Annotated in this window: 13 protein-coding genes and 1 pseudogene; 3 read left to right on the top strand and 11 right to left on the bottom strand. The window is 44.7% G+C overall.

Features of this window, described 5'->3' with window-relative positions:
• Positions 1–66 precede the first annotated feature (66 nt).
• Positions 67–1,287, top strand: coding sequence for an RNA-guided endonuclease InsQ/TnpB family protein (locus ACLGGO_RS02365; RefSeq protein WP_446418140.1), 1,221 nt, complete (start codon positions 67–69; stop codon positions 1,285–1,287).
• A gap of 1 nt (position 1,288) precedes the next feature.
• On the opposite strand, the pseudogene ACLGGO_RS02360 reads toward ACLGGO_RS02365, so the two are convergent.
• The 3 genes and pseudogenes from ACLGGO_RS02360 to ACLGGO_RS02350 form a co-directional block, all read right to left on the bottom strand.
• Positions 1,289–1,468, bottom strand: a pseudogene (locus ACLGGO_RS02360) (FAD-dependent oxidoreductase); the annotation flags it as partial.
• A gap of 113 nt (positions 1,469–1,581) precedes the next feature.
• Complete coding sequence (locus ACLGGO_RS02355; protein ID WP_446339877.1) at positions 1,582–2,247, bottom strand: class I SAM-dependent methyltransferase; 666 nt, start codon at positions 2,245–2,247, stop codon at positions 1,582–1,584.
• Between the two features lie 37 nt (positions 2,248–2,284).
• On the bottom strand, positions 2,285–3,547 hold the full coding sequence (locus ACLGGO_RS02350) for a DUF3747 domain-containing protein (protein WP_446339879.1): 1,263 nt from the start codon (positions 3,545–3,547) through the stop codon (positions 2,285–2,287).
• A gap of 248 nt (positions 3,548–3,795) precedes the next feature.
• Here ACLGGO_RS02350 and ACLGGO_RS02345 point away from each other — a divergent pair, with 248 nt between their 5' ends.
• Positions 3,796–4,566, top strand: a complete 771-nt coding sequence (locus tag ACLGGO_RS02345) for a hypothetical protein (protein ID WP_446418160.1) — start codon at positions 3,796–3,798, stop codon at positions 4,564–4,566.
• A 142-nt stretch (positions 4,567–4,708) separates the two neighbouring features.
• Here the strand turns inward: ACLGGO_RS02345 and ACLGGO_RS02340 are convergent, their stop codons facing one another.
• Both ACLGGO_RS02340 and ACLGGO_RS02335 read right to left on the bottom strand, forming a co-directional pair.
• Positions 4,709–6,085, bottom strand: coding sequence for a hybrid sensor histidine kinase/response regulator (locus ACLGGO_RS02340; protein WP_446418139.1), 1,377 nt, complete (start codon positions 6,083–6,085; stop codon positions 4,709–4,711).
• 160 nt (positions 6,086–6,245) lie between these two features.
• Entirely contained in the window at positions 6,246–9,971 is a 3,726-nt protein-coding gene (locus ACLGGO_RS02335; protein ID WP_446418138.1) for a PAS domain S-box protein, read from the bottom strand.
• 420 nt (positions 9,972–10,391) lie between these two features.
• Between ACLGGO_RS02335 and ACLGGO_RS02330 the strand changes: the two genes are divergently transcribed.
• A complete protein-coding gene (locus ACLGGO_RS02330; protein ID WP_446418137.1) occupies positions 10,392–10,625 on the top strand; it encodes a hypothetical protein in 234 nt (77 codons plus the stop codon).
• Positions 10,626–10,681: 56 nt separating this feature from the next.
• Here ACLGGO_RS02330 and ACLGGO_RS02325 read toward each other — a convergent pair whose 3' ends face one another.
• The 6 genes from ACLGGO_RS02325 to ACLGGO_RS02300 all read right to left on the bottom strand — a co-directional run bounded on the left by ACLGGO_RS02325 (position 10,682) and on the right by ACLGGO_RS02300 (position 21,269).
• The gene (locus ACLGGO_RS02325; RefSeq protein WP_446418136.1) at positions 10,682–12,301 is read right to left on the bottom strand and encodes an ArnT family glycosyltransferase; all 1,620 of its coding nucleotides are present in this window, start codon (positions 12,299–12,301) and stop codon (positions 10,682–10,684) included.
• Between the two features lie 122 nt (positions 12,302–12,423).
• Entirely contained in the window at positions 12,424–14,121 is a 1,698-nt protein-coding gene (locus ACLGGO_RS02320) for a hypothetical protein (protein WP_446418135.1), read from the bottom strand.
• A 114-nt stretch (positions 14,122–14,235) separates the two neighbouring features.
• Entirely contained in the window at positions 14,236–15,816 is a 1,581-nt protein-coding gene (locus ACLGGO_RS02315; RefSeq protein WP_446418134.1) for a glycosyltransferase family 39 protein, read from the bottom strand.
• A 136-nt stretch (positions 15,817–15,952) separates the two neighbouring features.
• Entirely contained in the window at positions 15,953–17,662 is a 1,710-nt protein-coding gene (locus ACLGGO_RS02310) for a hypothetical protein (protein ID WP_446418133.1), read from the bottom strand.
• 156 nt (positions 17,663–17,818) lie between these two features.
• Entirely contained in the window at positions 17,819–19,570 is a 1,752-nt protein-coding gene (locus ACLGGO_RS02305) for a hypothetical protein (protein WP_446418132.1), read from the bottom strand.
• A complete protein-coding gene (locus tag ACLGGO_RS02300) occupies positions 19,545–21,269 on the bottom strand; it encodes a DUF6798 domain-containing protein (protein WP_446418131.1) in 1,725 nt (574 codons plus the stop codon). The genes ACLGGO_RS02305 and ACLGGO_RS02300 overlap by 26 nt, the downstream gene beginning before the upstream one ends.
• Between the last annotated feature and the right edge of the window lie 13 nt (positions 21,270–21,282).

Here is a 21,282-nt window from a genome sequence, read left to right as displayed (position 1 = left end):
AAAATACGAGGGGTCAATCCCCGAAGTATTTTCAATCCCTGTCCCACTAGGTCGTATAATTTAGCTATGAAACAAGTTCTCACGATAGTTGTAAAACTCCAACCAACGCTTGAACAAGTTGCCTTCTTAGAGGCAACCCTTCAGGCGTTTGCGGACGCTTGTAACTATGTGAACGAAAACACAGATCCTAAGCTAACCAACAAAATTGCTATCCAGTCTCTGGTTTACCAAACCATCAAGGAGAAGTTTAATTTGGTGGCAAACATGGCAGTCAGGGCTTGTGCGAGAGTTGCCGCTAACCGCAAGGTTGCCAAACACAAAGGTAAGCCTATTAAGGGTTTTGCGCCAAGTAGCATGGACTGTGATAAAGACTTGTTTCGATTCAGAGAACAAGACTGGACAATAAGCCTTGCTACCATTCACGGCAGAGAACGAATTGAACTGAAGGCGGGGAATTACCAAAGAGGAAAACTTAAAGGGAGAAATCCAACTTCGGCTCAGCTATGCAGACACGGTGATGGTCACTACTACCTGCACATTCAGATTAAGAACCTGGCACCCGAACCAACCGACACCAAGAAGACTCTTGGCATTGACTTGGGACGACGCGATATTGCGGTAACTTCCGTTGGCCAGAAGTGGGACGGTACAGACATCCAACAGGTCAGAGATAAGTTTTCCCAAGTTAGAGCATCTCTCCAGAATAAAGCCCCGAAAGGCACGAGGACGACTCGGCGTAGATGTCGAGAAATCTTGAAACGGCTGTCGGGAAGGGAAAAGCGCTATCAACAATGGCTCAATCACAACATTTCTAAATCGGTGGTTAAACGGGCAGTTGAGTTAAGTGCCTCAATTGCTATAGAAGACCTTACGGGAATTAGGGAAAGAACCAACCAGCAACCAAGAAGCAAGACAGAACGCAGACGCTCGAATTCGTGGGCATTTTATCAACTGCGAATGTTCATTGAGTACAAAAGCAGGAGTGCTGGTGTTCAAGTTATCCCAATCCCCCCTGCCTATACCTCCCAAATGTGCAACAATTGTCTGCACATTCACCCTGTAAAGGGCAAGTCTTATCGCAGTGGCAAGATTTTCAAATGTGGTCATTGCGGATGGTGTGGAGATGCTGATTTCAATGGAGCCAACAACATCGCACTTGTGGGGCTGTCTATAAACCAGCCTGGAGGCACGGGGTTATCGTGCAAGTTAAACAGAACACAGAGATACGTTCAGCTTAACTTGTTTGATGACTTCAGGGCTACTGAAAACTCAGGCTTCAGCCGTTAGGCAAGCCTGAGTAGTTTATTTGGTACAATAGAGGCTGAAATAAATGAAAATTACGTTTATCAATTAACGTTACCCGAACCGACGCCCTCCCCAGCGACTGGGCGGCATAAAGTCCGCCAAACCCACCGCCGATAATCACCAGATGTTCCGGGGATTTATTATCACTTGCTGCATTAACCATCAGTTATCGTTCCTAAAGCAGTCGGCATAATTATAGGTCATCATTTGTCTTGAGTAGAGACGTGGCATGCAACGTCTCTACATAAATGATCTGTCCTAACAGTCTTGGCGGATCTAACGCCGCTTCAATGCCAAAGTCAGTCCATCAGCAATGGGGACTAAACTCAAGATAACCCCTTCATCTTGACTGATGGCTTGGTTAAATGCCCGAATCGCGGCTGTATTTTTATCTTGAACCTGAGAATCAGCCACTCGCCCCCCCCACAAGACATTATCAATGGCAATTAAACCACCCGGACGAATTAATTGCCGCGATCGCTCATAGTATGCCAGATAATTTACTTTATCGGCATCAATAAAAGCAAAATCAAAACTTCCAGCTTGCCCTGCTGCCAATAAGTCGTCTAATGTCTCTAAAGCAGGCGCTAATCGCAAATCTATTTTATCAGATACTCCGGCTGCGTCCCAGTATCGGCGGGCAATAGCTGTATAGTCTTCACTCACATCACAGGCGACAATTTTGCCATCCTCTGGTAGCGCTAATGCTACGGCTAAAGCACTATAGCCTGTAAATACGCCAATTTCTAAGGTTTTCTTGGCACCCATAAGCTGAACCAACAACGCCATAAACTGCCCTTGTTCCGGGGCTATTTGCATTGTGCTATCCGGATGGGTGGCAGTTTCTTGCCGTAATTTTTGCAGGATATCGGGTTCTCGCCATGAAACCGATAACAAATATTTGTAGAGTTGGGTATCTAAACCCAGGGTTTTATTAGACATAGGCAATAGGGAACAGGCAATAATGATATCAGACAAATTATTTAACACAATTGAGCATTCGCACCGTAGCCGCCGCCGCATAATTCCGTTGGGCTTGGCTATTTGGAGAAAAAGCATTCCCCCTTTCATTCAAAGGAGACGCAACTCGGCAATAGGCAGACATTTGGGTAATTAGCGCATCTGCCCAATGACCTTGAGTATCATTAAACTCTAAAGCAGACTGATTCCCCGTAAGCGTCGGTTGCTGACCTTGAAGGCTTAAAGCAAACTCCGCCGCCCGCCGTTCCATTGCCATCAGTTCAGCACGAGTCACGGGTTGTGTGGGTCGAAATCGCCCATCGGCATAGCCACTGATGATATTATTATCCCGCGCCCATTGAATCTTTGCTGCACTCCACCGGGATGGATCAACATCGGGATAAGGACGAGATAAGACTTGAGTCGGAAGTTGTAGATTGGCGTTGGGGAGTTGATTCATGGCTTCAAAAATAATCGAAACCAATTGTTCACGGGTTAAAACCGCTTGCGGTCTGAACGTGTTATCCTCTCTAAATCCAGCGATAAATCCCATTGCCACGGCTTGCTGAATTTCATTGGCATAAATATCATTGGCAATATCTGGAAATGTCACCATTGTACCGCCGCCAGAACCGGAACCTGTACCCGAACCCGAACCTGGATTAGAACCTGTACCCGAACCCGAACCTGGGTTGGAACCTGTACCCGAACCCGATCCTGTACCAATACTACTTAAGGATTGACTATTTGCCAGATAAATATGACCCAAAGCTTTACCTTGATAGGAACGTCGGGCAAATTCCCAACCGGGTTCTAAGAGTATCTTGACAAACCCATTGGCTAACCCTTGGGTTCTACCCACCACAATATCTGGTGCATTGCGATCGCGGCTATTCGTCCCCACCAGTAACAATTCGCCATCGCGTCTGACGATTCTTAACAGATAATCTAATCCCAAATCTTGACCCGCCACGCGGATCGAATACCCATTACTATCCGTGCTACGTCCGCAAATTCCAGTAAAGTCAAAGTTCAATAATAGTGGATCGACGATAACGGGATTACTCCCACTTTCACTCCAACAATCCCGCGCATTACTTTTTTGTTCAATAATCAGCAGTTGATGGGAACTCTCGCCAAAGGGTGCAGCAATAGCAATAAATTTATTTTGTTCAACCGGAATTTGCTCAAATGTCGCCGCGACTGATTTATTGGCGATTAGGCTAGATAGGGCGATCGTGGCTAGGGTGGCTACTTGTGTGAAAAATGCACGCTTTCTCATCTGTTCCGCTTCAATCCTTTTAGGTGTGTAGTCCTTCAACCAGTTTTCTATGCACAACGTCTGTGATGACTCTGCTATGTAAAAGTTTCCCAGATTCCCCAAAATTTGGCGTATCCTTAATATCTCTTAACAATGAACAAGAGAGTTCAACGGTTGTGAAACAACAGAAACTATCACAAGCTCAACCCCTGTCCCGGGAATCCCTAAGCATGATCGGGGAAAAGGTTTCACATTTGCAGGTTATAGGTATGTTCTTTAACTTTATCGGATGGAGTGCCGCCTTGGGAATCATTACCCTACTCCTATTTGGCATACTGCAATGGTTGCATATCAGTGCGGGTCATTTTCTGGATTGGGTGATTGGAGTTGCTAGCTTTTGGTGGCTGTTGGTGGTTGTGACAGTTCCCTGGAATGTCTACTTTGAAGCCAAGTCTGTTTTGGTAGATGCGGAGCAATCGGCGGAAAAAGGGATTGAGATAGACGCCAAACAAGTTAATTATGCCAAAGTTGTGGCAACGCGATCGCTCACTGTTGCCATTGCTTTACATATTCTATCTACTCTCGGACTTTACACCCTAGCGGCTACGGGAATTAGTGCGGTGGGTTATATTAGTTCTGGTGCGGCATTGTTGTTAACCGTTTTACGTCCAGCGATCCGACTCTACGAATATTTAGCCACCCGTTTAGCGATGATTCGCCAAGAATTTAAGTATCCCCGCGAGGATGTTTATCAATTGCGCGATCGCGTGATGATTTTAGAACAGAATATTGACCAGATACAACCCCAACTCGATCCCCAAAATGATCATTCTTGGGTGGCGAAGCAGAATCGTAACTGGGAACAAACGCGCAAAGATGTCGCCCGTCTGGGTGCTTCTTTAGATCAACTCGAAGCCCAGAATGAGGCTGAACACAAGCGTTTAGCGCGGGAAGCCCAACAAGCGATCGCTCAATTAACCACAGACAGTCAATTCCTGGATCACGTTCGGGAAATTATCCGGTTTTTCAAGACAGCCTAATTTGTTGTCATTTGTCATTTGGCTCAACTGTAAACGACAAGAGGGCGGGTTTTATTGATAAATTATCGGTATACCCGTCAACTAGAGATTGAGGAACAGGAAATAGGGAATAAAATACAGGCAATGCTACCATACCAAAGCTTTAATTATCCAGCATTTCTCGTTTATAATCCTCTGTTAAACTTAGGGGAATCTCTATAAAAAATTCTGTTCCTTTCCCCAGTTTACTATTCACCTGTAATTGACCCTTATGCCTTTCCACAATAATCTGATAGCTAATGGCTAAACCTAAACCTGTTCCAGAACCCACTGGCTTTGTTGTAAAAAAGGGATCAAAGAGTCGGCGTTTTACATCATCATCCATCCCCGAACCATTATCAGCAATTCTAACAAGCACACTGGTGTTGTCTTTCACTTGCGTACAAATCCGAATCACGGGTTTGGGAGGATTGATTGCCAAACTATCATTGGCTACTTTCCATCTCTCTGTCTCCTGATCAATGGCTTCAATGGCATTAGTGAGAATATTCGTAAATACTTGGTTGAGCTGACCGCCATAACACCAAACTTTAGGCAAATTGCTATAGTCCTTAATCACTCGAATGGCGGGTCGTCCTGACTGAGGCTTAAAATTGTGCTGCAACAAAAATAGTGTATTATTGATTCCTTGATGAATATCCGTTAACTTGAAATCAGATTCATCCAAATGGGAAAAGCTTCGCAATAAAAGAATAATCTGACAAATGCGTTCAGCTCCCACCTGCATTGAATTGAGAATTTTAGGTAAGTCTGACTCCAAAAAATCCAGGTCAATGGCTTCAGTTTCTGCGATGATTTCGGCATTCGGCTTACTGTAGTTACGTTGATAGGAATGAATTAAGTGGAATAGGTCTTTAATATAGTCTTTGGTAATCGAAACATTGCTGTAGATAAAATTTAAAGGATTATTGATTTCATGAGCAATCCCAGCAACCATCCGACCCAAGCTTGACATTTTTTCGGATTGAATGAGTTGGAGTTGGGTTTGTTGTAGTTTTATTAATGTCTGTTCAAGTTCTAATGCTCTTTGCTGTTCTTTCTCTTTTAACTGGAATAATGTTTTATTTTGGGTAATCAGTTGCTTTTGCAGATTTCTCAACGTGAGGTGAGTTTGGATTCGACACAACACTTCTTCAGGTTGTAGGGGTTTCGTAATATAATCAACCGCACCAATTTTAAAGCCTTGGACTTTATCAACCGTATCGGAAAGAGCGGTCATAAAAATTAGGGGAATATCTTGGGTCGATGGATCGGCTTTGAGGCGTTTGCAGGTTGTAAATCCATCGACTCCTGGCATCATGACGTCCAACAAAATCAGATCGGGCTGGGCATATTTCACTTGTTCAATCGCACTTTCCCCATCCAACGCCACTAATACTTTGAAGCCAGATTTGGTTAAATACTCGAAGAGGAACCCTAAATTGGTTGGGTTATCATCGACAATAAGTAGTTTACTTTGATCCGGAACTGGAACGGTCATAATAAATGATGATTATGAATCAGGGAACCAATAGGTTAATAAATATGGCAATGGATAAGGCATCAGAAGGCAACGGATGAATATAGGAGTAATCCGTGATTGGTTGAACAATGTAACTGGCTTCGAGGAGAAGGAGTACAATCACTTCGCTAATAACAAATCAACAATCAATGAGATAATCTTGAATCAGTTGGCGAAGTTGTTTTAATTTAAACTCCCTCGCTAACTGACAAAGTTGGGTTGTCAATGGTTCAAATTGTGAATTATGTTGGGCAAGAGATTCAGCGCGTTCGATAATGCCTTGGATATCTCCCATTTTAACCAAATCAGCTAACGCCGTTATTTCTGAAGGGGGTAGGCAACTAATCGGCATCTGGGTGAAGTTAGCTGACTCAGTGAGGGAGGGGGATTGCGCTTGGGAATAAATCCATTCGAGCCCTAAATGTAACGCGATCGCGTCGAGAAGTTGCTGGGTTTCCACAGGCTTGGGGAGGAAACCCCGACAGCCGGCGGCGAGGCTCTCCTGCTGAATTTGGGGGTAGACACTCGCAGAAAGCGCGATCGCGACGATATCCCGATCCTGAAGTTGGGGTAACTTTAGCATTCGCCGGGTGGTTTCCAATCCATCCATCCTTGGCATCACTAAGTCGATTAAAATCAGATCAGGATAAAACTCGACAACCTTGTGCAAACAGTCTGAACCATCAACCGCCTCTAAGATTTCAAACCCGTAGGGCTTTAGCATCGCCCGCAAGAGGGTACGATTGACTTTATTATCATCCACAATCATTAATTTGCGTTTGTCCCCTTTGAAGCCTGTAATCCGGCGTTTGCTAGATGGATTGGGTTCCTGCCATCCTGAGACTAAGGGTAAATTAATATCAAACCAGAATACACTTCCTTGACCGGGAGTACTCTTCACTTTAATTTCACTCCCCATCAGTTGAATTAATTTCTGGCTAATAGCCAATCCTAGTCCCGTTCCTTCAGTCGCATGGCTATGAGCGCTGACTTGATGGAAGGGTAAAAAGATTTGGGCTAATTGATTTGGCTCAATACCCACACCCGTATCTTTGATTTGAAAGCGGATTTTTGCTGATGGTTGATAGTTGATGGTTGACCCTTCTATTGGATCAAGATCATGGTTTGTAGGGGCGGGTTTCACGTCTATCGTTTTGTGACTCGCCCGAATGTGACTAAACCCGCCCTGACTGAGTGTTAACGCTTCGCTTGGCAAAGGGTAAATCTGATTTGTAGAAGCCGATTTTACATCAAAGCGGTTAACAACACTCACCGTAAATGTTACCTCACCCCGATCCGTAAACTTAATCGCATTACTGAGTAAATTACACAGAACCTGTCGCAGTCGTTTGTTATCCGCCATAATCCCGTTAGGGAGTGGCGAAAGAACTTGATAAGTAAAGATAATATCTTTTTGTTGGGCACGTAACTGAAATAAATCAGCAAGACTATTGAGAAAGTTCGGTAAGTGAAACTCTGTGGGATAGAGTTCCATCTTTTGGGCTTCAATTTTAGCTAAGTCGAGAATATCATTGATTAAAGTGAGCAGGTGTTCACCACATTGGTGAATGATGGTCAAATTATGGTGCTGTTGGTTACTTAAGGTTGTGTCTTGTCTGAGAAGTTGAGCATATCCTAAAATCCCATTCAGAGGTGTGCGGAGTTCATGACTCATATTGGTCAAGAATTCGCTTTTTGCCCGGTTAGCAATTTCGCTGCGTGCGGCTTCTCGAACGGCTAATTCTGTCGCTTTCTGGAGGGCTTCTTCGGCTTGCTTGCGTTCTGTAATATCTAAATAGGCAATAACGACACCAGAATCGCGTAACGGAATGGGTGAAGCTGTGGAACTGATCCAAGTGATTTTTCCATCTGGCTTAACGATTCCCGATTCATGGTTTTTGATAACTTTGTTTTCGGTTAACGCTCTAACATTGGCAAATTCTGCTCGTGGCATCACGGTACCATCAGGTCGGATAACTTTTAAGTTGGGCGAAACATATTTGGCGTTGATTTGGTCAGAAACGGATAGTGACAAAATTTTCTCACTCGCCGCATTCGCTTCAATAAGATTTCCCTGTTTATCGGTGATCGAAATGCCAATGGGTAAGATTTGGAACAGGGTTTTATATTTTTGTTGGCTTTCCCGTAATGCCTTTTCCATGCGCTTGCGATCGCTAATGTCAATGTAGGCTATGGCGACGCCGTAATCCTTCAGTGGAATGGGCGCGGCTGTGACATTAATCCAAGTAATTTTATCCTTGGCTTTGACGATTCCCATTTCCACGTTTCCCACAACTCGGTTTTCGGTTAAAGCGCGAACACTGGCAAATTCTGATGCTGGCATGGGAGTGCCATCTAGTCGAATAATTTGCCAACTGGGAGCATCATAAGTACGACTGGTGTGTTCTTGACGGGATAGTCCTAAAATTTCTTCACTGGCGGAATTGGCTTCAATCACATTACCTACTTCATCAGTAATGGAAATACCGATGGGAAAGATTTTAAATAGGGTTTGATATTTCTGCTGGCTTTCTCGCAGTACCTCTTCCATTTGTTTGCGATCATTAATATCTTCACAAACGACGGCGATATATCGTGGGGAACCATCGTCGTTTTTAATCACAGATACTGTTAATCGACCCCAAACACAGGCACCATCTTGGCGAAGATAGCGTTTATCAATAGTGTAGTTTTTGCGTTTTCCGCGCACCAGTGAATTAAATAAATCGGTATCCCGGCACAAGTCTTCGGGGTGCGTTAACCGAGAAAAATGAATCCCTAGGATTTCCTCCGAGGAGTAGCCTAAAAAACGACAATTGGCTTCGTTCGCTGTCAAAATATACCCGTCGAGATCCAGCAGGACAATTCCCACCGATACATTCTCAAAAATAGAACGGAATCGTTCTTCACTCTCTCGGAGCGTTTTTTCAATCTGTTGGCGATCGCGAATTTCCCGTTTGAGTTCTTCATTGGCTTGCTCTAAGGCTTCGGTTCGTTCTTTCACCCGTTGTTCCAATTCAGCATTCAATCTTAATATTTTGGCTTCGGCTAATTTTATCGTGGTGATATCGGTGGCGATGCCTAAAATTTGTTGGGGTTTGCCATCGGGGGTTTGGGTAAATACTGTATCTCGGCTATAAAGCCAGCACCATTCCCCATTTGCACGACGCATTCGGTACTCGGTTTCGATAATTTCTCGATCTGAAGCTGTCGCCAAGCGTTCCATTCGTGCCGATACGTTGGCTAAATCGTCCGGGTGTATCAGTTGAGGGAATAGTGTTTCTCCCATGGCTTGGACTGCTTCAGGAGAATACCCCAAAATATCAGTGATGGTTCGATTACTATAGATATTACGCTGTTCAATGAAGTCGTAGATATAAACAATGGCGGAAATGGATTGACTAATTTGTTCAATGACATACTGCGATTGCCGCAATGCCTTTTCCGCTTGTTGACGTTCGGTTACATCTCGAAAAATTAATAGATGATGATCGGGCAACATATTAGCGATGCCTTCTAATTCTACATCTCGTTGAGTCCCATCGGAACGCCACAGACAAAAGTTATGGGTGATTCGCCCTTGGGCGAGAAAGGGGCGCCAGTGATGAATACTAATCGGTGTAGTCTCCTTGAGATGGCGATTCAGCAGTTGATCGTGAGATAATTTAAATAACTCACAAGCTGCTCGATTTGCCTTGAGTACTTTTCCCCGACTGTCGGTAATAACCATGGCATCGAGGGAGTCATTGAAGATTGCCAGAAATGCACAAGCATCAGAATTCCCCTTTTGTTCCTGAAACGGGCATGAAGTCGGGTTTGTGGGTTGGGTTTGACTGGGGTTGCTAGCAGAGTAATGGATAACCATACTTTATTCTTGCTTTCGCGTGACTTTCGCCCCAACCCGATGTTCCGCCATTGATGCGGTATATCACGGGTTTGGGCTTATTACTATCTACAATGCGATCGCGCTCAAATCCCTATTTTGGTAACCCAGTTTGATACTGTGACCCTTTATCCGCCTGATTACCTATCACAGAAATAAATTGAATGCCTTAGATTTAAGGTTTTCTTTATAGTTTTACCCGGTTAGCTTTTCGGGAAAATGTAAAGTTTTAATACAGATATCATTCCTCAGAATTTCCTCAGAATTTCCTCAGATTTCAGTTTTAGTCTAGAGATAAAGCTGAATAGTTGTTAATTATATCACACCAGACCTACTCGTCAACCCAAACCGGGAACAGTATCTTACTGGAATTTAGCTCTACTGGAAATAGGAAGGAAAAAGATGTTAAATCATAGCTGTATTTGTTGTTCACATACCTTACTTAGGCACATTCGCTCTCACCAAGTCTACTGGTTCTGTCCCCATTGTTACCAAGCCATGCCTGAATCGGTTGAACCCTACTCACGGTTCAATACATCCAAGCTTTTAGAGCTTTCTGTTGTCAGATCTTATACTGTTGGCAGTAGCCAACGCAAAAAAGTTACCAAAGCCCCTCAATTGCATCCTGTCGCCTAGAGTATCGATTTGTCGTTAATTAAATCCCTTTCTAAAAAAAAATAAATCGGGCTGACTTACTGACGACTTTTTCGGTAAATCTTGATTTCAGGATTGATTTTATCAAAGTTGGAGTAAACGTACATACGATTGATATGTCGATAACCTAATTCTTCATGATTGAGTAAATCCCATTGGGGGTCAGCTTTATACTGAAAAACTAAATCGTAGCCGAGTTTTTCTGTCTCTAGTTTAGAGAAAAATTCATACTCAGGTGTACCGGGTTCAAAGCGACGACTATCGTAGGCACTCGTGCCAATAATATAATCTGGATTTTTCTGCTTGAGAGTTTCCAGAGTCGGGCGCTTGAGACTTTCTGAGCTAAACTTTTCTAGTCGAGGTAAATATTTAGCGTCACCGGCTCCTAAAATAAAATTACTGGATGTCAAGGTTTTTGCCATCCATTGTTCAACCTGGTATCGCGAATCATGGGTGATCAATACATTGACAGATGTGGTATAAAAAAAGGTATAAATAAATACAGCAATAATGGATAATACTTTAACTCGAAATAGCTGGGCAGATGAGTTGAGGAAATCCCCGATGAGTTTACCGCCAAAAAACGCCAAAATCAGACAAACGGGAAACAGATAACGTAGAGCATTGTACATGACAATACTCACAAAAAATAAATAATACGAGACAATCGGAATCAGTAAACAGAAGAGATAATAATGTTTTCGTTGCCAAAAAGCCTTGAGCAAACCCAGCATACAGACTCCGTATAAGAGCCAGCCAAAAGACACTCTGATATGCCTCAAGCTTTGCCAAAACATAGTCAGGTGTCCGCTCAGGCTGCGCTCAAACCGAGGACTGATTGTGGCGCCCCCTGATGTAATATCATTGACATGAGCAAAGAAGCCATTTAAGTTAAATATAATATTATGGATACCGAGGAATAGGGCAATTCCTACTCCTAAGGAAAGAACAATTTTTCGGTCTTTGAGGGCTTTTTTTAGGGTAATGGATGGATCACGTTGCTGCAAATACCGATAGTGCTGCCATAGAATAAAGCCAGGAGTCAAGAAATAGAAGGCATAAGCTTGGTCTTTAGTCGCAACTGCGATCGCGGCTGTCGCTGCAAATAATACATAATCCCTAGTTTTTTGCTCTTTTAAGAGTCGGATATAAAAGAATAGGGATAGCATAAACCAAAATAAATAGGGAATATCCAGGTTAATTGTTTTGGCATAATAAATAAAGGGCAAATTTAAGCTAGCGATTACTGCCGCGAAGAATGCCGATTTTTTATCATAGATTTCTTGCCCAATCAGATACACAATTCCTAAAATCCCGGCTGCCATAATCAGACTCAGGACTCTACCGATATAAAATAAAAGGGTATAGGTGGGTAAACTATAGACATTTACGACACCCAGTTTGTGCAAGAGCAATACAGGGGAATAGACAAGGGTAAGTACGTAAAAATGAAACGGTGGATACTTATAATGCCATCCGTTGGCAAATCCTTCTTCAACGGCTTCTAGTACTCGTATCGGCGTGAGTTCATCCGCCGCCCAGCCGTTGAAACTGGGCAACCCCCAGTTAATTCCCCAAACATTAATCAATAGACTAAAAAAAACTAAGCCGCAAAAGGCTCCATTGATAAACGTCTTTGATGGTACAGCAATCTTCATGAACTGATTATCCTCCCTCCCGTGATTTCCATTTGGGTCATTATAATAGAAGCGTCAACCCAACCGACAACTTAGTTAGTTCACAATGTCAGGGTTTATGGCGCTCGCCTCGCAACTCCAAACTATTGGACTAGACATTTGGCTTCTAATACAATAAATCTTTGGGTGTGAAAGATGGTACATTGGCGGATTAAGGGGGGGAGGGCTAAGGGGGTTCCTTGTTCTATTCTCAGGCTGGCTTCTGTGGCGACAGGTTGAAATTGTTGTATCCATTTGTTGTGGGTGATGTAGTCGGGGGTGAAGGCGGATTGGTCGATGAGCCAAAAGTCTATATTATGGTTTTGTATGAATGCTTTGATCTCGTTTAAGTCGGGGCTGTATTGAGCGCGAATTAAATCAATGGCGCGTTGGCGCAAGGGGATGTAATAGCCTAAATGATAGGGGATGGCATATTCCCAACTGACTAAAATGGAACGGTGAGAAAAGGTGGGGAGGTTATCGGCTTCTGGGGATAGGGAGGCGATGCGGCTATCTTTGGGTTGATGGGTAAAAAATTGGTAAAGTTCAGGTGCGGTTCCGATTTCGTAGGCGGTTTTGGGGAAGTCGGTGACGAGAAGAGGATAGAATATGAGTATCCCGGCGAGGATTGTGGCGAAACCGAGGGCGAGTATTTTTGTTTTCTGGAATAATCCATGACAGAAAATGGTTAAGGCGATTCCTGTGGCTATGGGGAATAGGAGTCGCAATGTGTGTTCGGTGTAACGACTGGGTAAATGGAGTTGGAAGAGTAGCAGATGGGCGGTAAAAAATAGAGTCAGGGAGACGATGATAATTTGGGGGAGGAGGATGATTCCTGAGTTTACCTGTGTGGTGAGGGGGAAGCGTTTGGGAAAATTCCCCAAAAACGGTAATAAGAATGCACCATATAGTAAGATAGGAAGGGATTGGCGTCGAGGGAGAAGACCACTGCGATCGCCATTCAACCAGAAATCCCAGAAATTATCTGTAAAAAAGCTGGCTCGCCCCCCCGCCCAGAATTCCCGCATTCCCCTCGCTTGGGTGGCTGTAATAATTGGCTCAAAGTCGGATGTGGTGATGGCGTAGGGTAACAGGACAAAAAACGCCACGACTAAACCCGCCGCGCAGAAATAATAATCCTTCTTTTCCCGCGACAGTCGCAACTTTTTCCCTTGCCATTTTCCTAACTGGAGGATTAAGACTCCACTGGAGATGAGGACACTTTGGGGATAGAACCATCCTTGTAGCGCGATCGCACCTAAACTGGGAATTAGCGATCGCCTGATTAGATAATACCAGAATCCCAGGAGTAATGGGTAGACAAATGCCCTGGGTGTGGCGGAGACTAAATCATCCCGCATCCACAGGGTTTGATTGACTAGCAGAGAACTTATAAATCCGGCGATGGGGATGGGTAGGAGTTGTAGGGTGAGCGCAAAGGCGTAAACTGTGGTGATTAGGGTGAGGATTAGGGGGAGGAGTTTACTTAGGGTTAGGGGTGCGATTCCCAGGTTTGCTATGAGTTGGTAGACTGTTTTGTAGCCGACGGGAACGACGGATTGGAAATAATCGGCAATGGTATCATTGGGGAATAATTGGGGGTCTAAATATCGCTGCATCCAAAAGACATGCTGTCTGGCGTCATCCTGGACAATATAAGGGGAATTGAAGGCTTGTTTTAGGGCTAAAAGGCTATAACTGGTGGCAATTATGAGGCTTAGGGATAACCAGGAAATTGTCGCCGATTGGGATTTGTGGGTGATTAGGGAGAGTAGGGTTTTTTGTTGGTGATTGTTTGGCATAGGGGGAGTAATGTAGAGACGTGCTATGGCGCATTTTTTTAACGCAGAGGTTCGCAGAGGGAAAGCGCAGAGGTTCGCAGAGGGAAGGGGGTTTTGTTCTTTGATGAAGCTTAGTTAGGGGGAGAGGATTTGCCAAAGCCATCCTAAGTCATAGATTGGTTTTATTTGATAGGGGGATTGCTGTTCGAGTTGCTCCCGTAGCTCATTGGTAGGTTGAAATAAAAATACATCACTAAATTGATTCAGATTATCAGGAAGTGGGGGGGCTTCGAGTACCATTAACTGGGTTTCTGGATTAAGCCAATAACTAAGAGAGGTGGTTCTAACGGCACTGCTACTGATGACTAAAGGGGAGGCAGATTGATTGATAATCCGAGCGACTTGTGGGTCATAATAATTGGTGTATTTGTTCCACCAGGTTTCTGACTGAGAACTTACCGCACCGGATAAAACGCCTAGGGAAATTAGGATAACGGTTCCTACTTGCCATAGCTTTTTTTGTCCAGGTTTAGCCAAACTGGAAGTTATTTTGACGGTGAGTAAGTAAGCCACTGCCAATTGAATCCCTAAAAAACTAGGGATGAGGTAACGCGCAATCGTCGAACGTTGTCCCCGCCCCAGTAAATCGGGTAAGGCTAAAGGGAGTGCTGTGACACTGATTAAAATTAGGACAAATAACCAAACCCGTTTCGGTGTGGTGCGAATCAGAAAATAGATGGCGTAAGCTACTAGGAGTAAAATTGGGATGACGAGATAGGTTAATGGATAGTTTAACCCAAATAGTCCGTTATCCACACCATAGCGAATATCGAATAGTTGCTTATCGTAGCTAATTTGCGGATCAAAAAATACGGCGGCGAGATTAAATATCCAGCGTTTGAAAAGAATCCACAGTGGGATATCTTTTGATGTCCAACCTGTGGCTCGAACTTCGCGAATTAAGACGAACCAGGGTAAGAATGCCACAATTCCCCCAGTTAACGCCAACAGATATGCCTTGACTTGTTGAGTTAACCGCCAGCTATTCATGGCGGCGACGTAGATGGCTTGAGCGATTAACACCAGAAATGAGAGTAAATGAGAATAGAGGGGGAGTGATACGGTTACGGCATAAATCACCCAATTTCTTGACGTTTTAATTCCCATTGCTCGGAATAAAGCGGCACAGGATAGTAAAATCGTTACCGTCCACAAACTATATTGCCGTGCTTCTTGGGCGTAGAGGACATGAATCGGAGAAACAGCAATCAGGGCAACAGCAACCCATCCCGTTATCGGAAATTCAAATAACTCCCGACATAGCCAATACATTGCCGGAAATACCAATAGACTAATTAAGGCGGATAAACTGCGAGTGACAGAGGGAGTATTGCCAAACCAGCGCACCCAGAAATGAGCCATTAAATAATATAACGGTGGATGCTCAGACTTATTGACCAACGCCTTCATCGTATCACTTAAGCCGTTTTGGGGGCGAGGTTGTAGATAATCCTGTAAGGCTTTAACCCGAATCATCCCGCCGTTGAAGTTATCCTCACTATACTCTTGAATGGTACGTCCGGATACACGAACCGATGTATAAATTTCATCCGTCCAATAGACCTTTTTTCCGAGGTTGGCGAAGCGAAAAAATAAACCCAAGATAATTGTTATTGCTACACAAGCTATTATGACCTGATGACGAATGTCTTTCATATTCTCACCCTAACTTCCTGCCGCTGCCCTAGAAGGGCGGGTTTAAGGTAGGGGCGGGTTTTACTAACTAAACCCGCCCCGACAACGTTTTTGCCATAAGTTATCTGTAAAACCCGCCCCGACAACCGGGCTTCCTTTACTCAGCAACCCCCATAATACATTGCGCTTCTAAAACCATCAAAGCATCGGTCTCGAATACACTACACTGTTCTGTAACTTTAGACAAGGCGGGACTTATTCCTGCCTGCAACTGAGTCATCGCGGCTTTAGCTGGGGGATACTGCATCAACCAATTACTACCCGCAATATAGTCTGGTGTAAACGCGGCACGATGCACTAAAAAAAAGGTGACGCCATACCGTTGAATAAACTCTTGTACCTGGGATAAGTCTGGACTATACTGAGCCTGAATTAAATCAATCGCCCGTTGCCGAATCTGATTATAGTAACCGACATGATAAGGAATCGCATACATCTCACTAACTAAAACAGGCTGCTGGGAAAACGTCGGCAAATTATTCGCTTCTTCATCAACCGAAGCAATCAGACTAGGCTTGGGTTGTTGAGCCAAAAATTCATATAAACTGGGATATTGACCCTGTTTATATCGAGTCAACGGGAAACTCACAAAACAGGGATATAAAATAAGTATCATCCCCAAAAGTGCCGTAACTACCCAGGCGAAGTACCTTCTAAAGCGGTGAGACGTAACCCTTGCCCAATAAACCAATGAATCCACTACTACCACAAACGCGATCGCACTCGCCAATGCCATAACGATTCGCAGGCTATGGGTAGTATAACGAATAGGCAGATGCAGCCTAAACAAGAAAAGGTGGGCGAGAACAAACGTCACACCCGCCGTTATCACCATCTCAGCTAAAATAACCACACCCCTCCTCACCTGCTTCACCAACCGAAAGCGAGAAGGATAGCGCCACAGCACCGGCAGTAGCAACCCCAGATACAATAACGGCGGTAGAGACAATCCGCCCAAAAGACTGCTACGCTTACCAAACAGCCAAAACTCCCAAGGATTCGCATCAAAAAAAGGGGTTCTCCCCTCTGGCATAAATTCCGGTAACCCTCTCGCCGTAGACGCCGCGATCGCAGGTCCAAATTCACTAGACTGTAAACTGTATGGTAGCAGAACCAGAACCGCCACCGCCAATCCCAACCCACCCAACCAATAATCCCGCCGATTACCCGAAAGACACCACCGCCCCCCTTCCCAGTCTCCCATCTGCAAAATCAGGATTCCCGCACAGATCAACACATACTGAGGATAGAATACCCCCAAAAGCGCGATCGCACCCAAACAAGGAAACAGTGAGCGCCGCAGTAAATAGAACAAAAACGCCAAAACTATCGGATAAACAAACGCTCTCGGCGTACCCGAAACCAGAGTATAGGTTGTCCAAAGATTTTGATTCAACAATAGAGACGCCGTAAATCCAGCAATTGGCACAGGTAACAATTCCAAACCAATACCAAAACAGTAACCCGTGGTAATCACCCCCAAAATAGTCGGCACCAGCTTATTAAATACCAAGGGATTCATCCCCAAACGTGCCATACTATGGTAAAGCGTCCCATACCCAACTGGAGCAACCGACTGATGATAATCAGCAATTAAATCATCAGCAAATAACCCTGGCTCTAAAAACCGTTGCATCCAAAATACATGCTGTCTGGCATCACTATCCACCAAATAGTCACTACTAAACGCCTGCTGAAGTGCCAAAAGACTATAAACCACAGAAAACGTCAGACTGAGACTCAACCAAAAAATACTTTGAGAACGGAATAATCTGTCCTTCCTCCTTCCTCCTTCCTCATTTGTCATAGCATTTTCCGAGAAAAAATTTCCCTCCCCAAAACCGCCAATCCCCCCATTAACATACCGCAAAAACCTCTGCGTTCCTCTGCGCTTCCCTCTGCGTTACTCTGCGTTAAAAAAAAAGCATGAGACAACAAACCTAACCCAACAAAATACCAACAACTAATCCCCCAAACAATCCGCAGACAAAACAACCAACCCTTCCCCATCAAACACTTTACATCGTTCCATCCTCTCCACCAAAACCGGAACCCCTCCCCCTGCCAGACTCACACTTGCCCCTATCGCCGCCGACTCATACTCTTGAATCCAACGATTACCCATAACATACTCCGGCGTAAACGCCCCCCGTTCCACCAACCATAAATCCACCCCATACCGCCGAATAAAATCTTGCACCAATCCCTCATCTAAACTATACTGAGCCTCAATCAAATCAACCGTCCGCTGATACATTTCATTGTAATAATCCAAATGATAAGGCAACGCATATCCTTCCCCCCCCACTAAAATCGAACGCTGGGCAAACGTCGGTAGACTATTCGCTTCCTCCGTCAACGAAGCAATCAGCGTATCTTTCGGTTGTTGTTGCAGAAACTTGTAAAGTTCTGGCACATCACCTACCGTGTAACGACTAATCGGAAATGGATAATCATTAGCTTGCAAAATACTGGGATAAAAAAGTAGAATAGCAGCCAAAACCCCCGTAAACCCAATAGCCAAAAGCGGTTTCCCTTTAGTTTGAGCCACCTGTAAAACTGTATCCAATAAAATAGTCAGCGCCACAGCCGCCGCCAACGCCACCAAAATCCGCAAACTGTGTTCTGTATAGCGATTAGGAAGATGTAGCTTAAATAGAAACAAATGAGCAGCGGCAAACATACCCATCGATACCAGCAGCATCTGAGGTAACAGCCAAATACCTCTACTAACCCGTTTAACCAAAGGAAACCGAGAGGGATATTTCAACAGAAACGGCAAAGAAAAACTCACCCAAACCTGTGGCGGCACTAAAAGAATCGAATACTTTGCCATCAACCGACACCACTCCGTTGGCAGCATACCACTGCGCTTACCGCAAATCCAATAATTCCAAGGGTCAGTATTAAAAAAACTTGACCATCCTTTAGCCGAAAAAGCGGGTAACATCCTCGCTTGTGTTAACGTAATCACAGAACCAAATTCTGAAGGATTTAAAGCATAGGGTAAGAGAACTAAAAATGCAACTCCTAATCCCCACCCACAGAACCAATAATCTGAGCGCACTACAGATAAGCGAAACCGCCCTTGTTCCCACCGCCCTAGCTGAACAATCAACAATCCAGCCACAATAAAGACACACTGAGGATAAAATAACCCCAAAAGCGCGATCGCGGCAAGAGTTGGCAGTAACAACCGTCGCCATAAATAATACACAAAGGCGAGAAACAAAGGATAGACAAAGGCTACAGGTGTAGCCGATACTAAATCATCTCTCATCCAGAGATTTTGATTCAATAGCAACGACGCGATAAACCCAGCAACGGGTACAGGCAAAATTTGTAGAGTAATGCCAAAACAGTAGGCAGTTGCCACTAATCCCAGCCCCAGGGGTAAAATCTTACTTAAAGCCATCGGATCAATTCCTACTGCGGCAAAGAGCCGATAGAATGTAGCATATCCCCACGGTGCAACCGATTGAAAATAATCGGCAATCAAATCCCCAGGAAACAACTGTGAGTCGAGAAACCGACGCATCCAAAAAACATGTTGCCGCGCATCATCCTGGACAATATAGTCATGACTCAAAGCCTCTTGTAATGCCGGATATGCATAAATAGCCGCAAAAGTCAAGCTCAAACTCAACCAAAACACCTGCTGAGTGCGAGAGACTTTGCCAGTCAGTACCCTATTCCCCGTCTGAAGACTTAGCATAGAGAATATAGCGCGAATTTCGATACGCGATCGCTAAATCCAGAGGTTGAGTGCTACTCGTCACCAAATAATCGGCTCCATACTTACTCATCACCCCCTGGGCTTGGTCAGTGGTTAAGCTGTTATAACCTGTGATCAGCGCCTGCTTCATCTTACTGAATGTAACTCGTTCACCCGGTTGGGGCCAAGGGTTGAATGTACCACTCAAGTCCGACAGACGTTCATACCAGTCGAGCACTCCCACCTTAGTCGGGGGGATAAACTTAAACTTGGCGACGGTGGGGCGTTGTGCCAACCAAGTAAAGGGAGTAAGTTCTGCGGGTGGTGTAACAATCACAGCATCATCAGGGGTGTTCGTGCGAATCCAATTACATAGCGCTTTCCCTTCCGAATCTATCCCCTGTTGTTCACTGGGAAACTCAGAGAGTGCAACTAAAGCTTGGTGAAATTGTACAGCTTGAATACTACAAGCCCCACTCAATAGCACGATGCAAAGGAATAACAAAATGCGCCGCGCTTTACCCGTAAAGCTTTGCTCAAGGGCGCAAGCAAAAAGCAGACAAGTATTCAGGGGCAGCATAACATCCCCCAGCCGAAAGGGGTAATATTGTAAGAACTTACCCTGATCATCAAATGGCGCGATCGCAAGTCCTAAGCCAAAAGGTATCAAAGTCAGTAGGGTAAACTCCGCCAGCCCCATCCGCACCGCATTTTCTGAAGACTGTTGCTTGCGCCGCAGTACTCCCACACTCAGCGCCAACACCAACAAGTATACAGCCAGTTTAATCCACCACTGTTGTGACCAATACAGGGGATTCAGGTGGTGAGGAGTGCGGATGAATACATAAACATAGGACGGTTCTACAGCACCTGTGGGACTAGGCGTCAATAAATGTTCCACAACTGTGTAAATCGATAGCGCACTGGCTATCAGATAAATCCCCACAATAGAACCCAGATACCGAATACTTCTAAAATGGTGGTGGCGTCTGAGGAGCAACCATCCTCCTATCACCAGAGACGCCCAACCCCCGACAAAAATGTGGAAGAATGTAGCTAGCCCCAAAAGAAGTGCCATTAGGCGATAGTGACCCGTTAACATCAGCCCAATGACGAACAGCAATAGACCATAAGCTACAGCTTTCGGCTCAACTCCTCCCACCAACCATTCACGGGCAACTATCCCTTGATGGTCATCCACATATAGAAACAAACCAACCGCCAGCAGCAGCAACGGCAAACTCAACCCCAGCTTTCGACCCAGAAACACTAACCCTGAAGCCATCAGGGTGTAACACAGCAGCCGCCCGATTAAAGACGTGGCTAAAAACCCCCAAGCCGCCGCCATTGAGCCAAACAACGCCAGGAAGGGGATGCGATAGCCCGGAGGCTGATTGAGATACCAGTCTCCGGGAATCCAAGTCGGGTCAGCATACTGTCTGGCAAAGGGTAAAATATTGACTTCATTACCGCCGCCCATATTGCCATCCAGCAGGAACCCCAAACTGAGGAATGCAGTTACGACCAGAATTTGAACGAGGACTTGCTTCCAGTGGGTTCGTTCTTGATTAACCGGATTGGTTTGTATGGAATGGCTTGATATCATCTTGTTGGTCACTGGCGTGATACTTCCCAGAATTAAAGCATAATCGTTGCTGAGTATAGTAGTGTCAGCGTCTCGTGAATAGCTTTGCCACATAACCCGTTGATTT

This window comes from Coleofasciculus sp., assembly GCF_046565525.1.
Classification (GTDB): Bacteria; Cyanobacteriota; Cyanobacteriia; order Cyanobacteriales; family Coleofasciculaceae; genus Coleofasciculus.
This window is presented reverse-complemented; position numbering and strand designations above follow the sequence as displayed.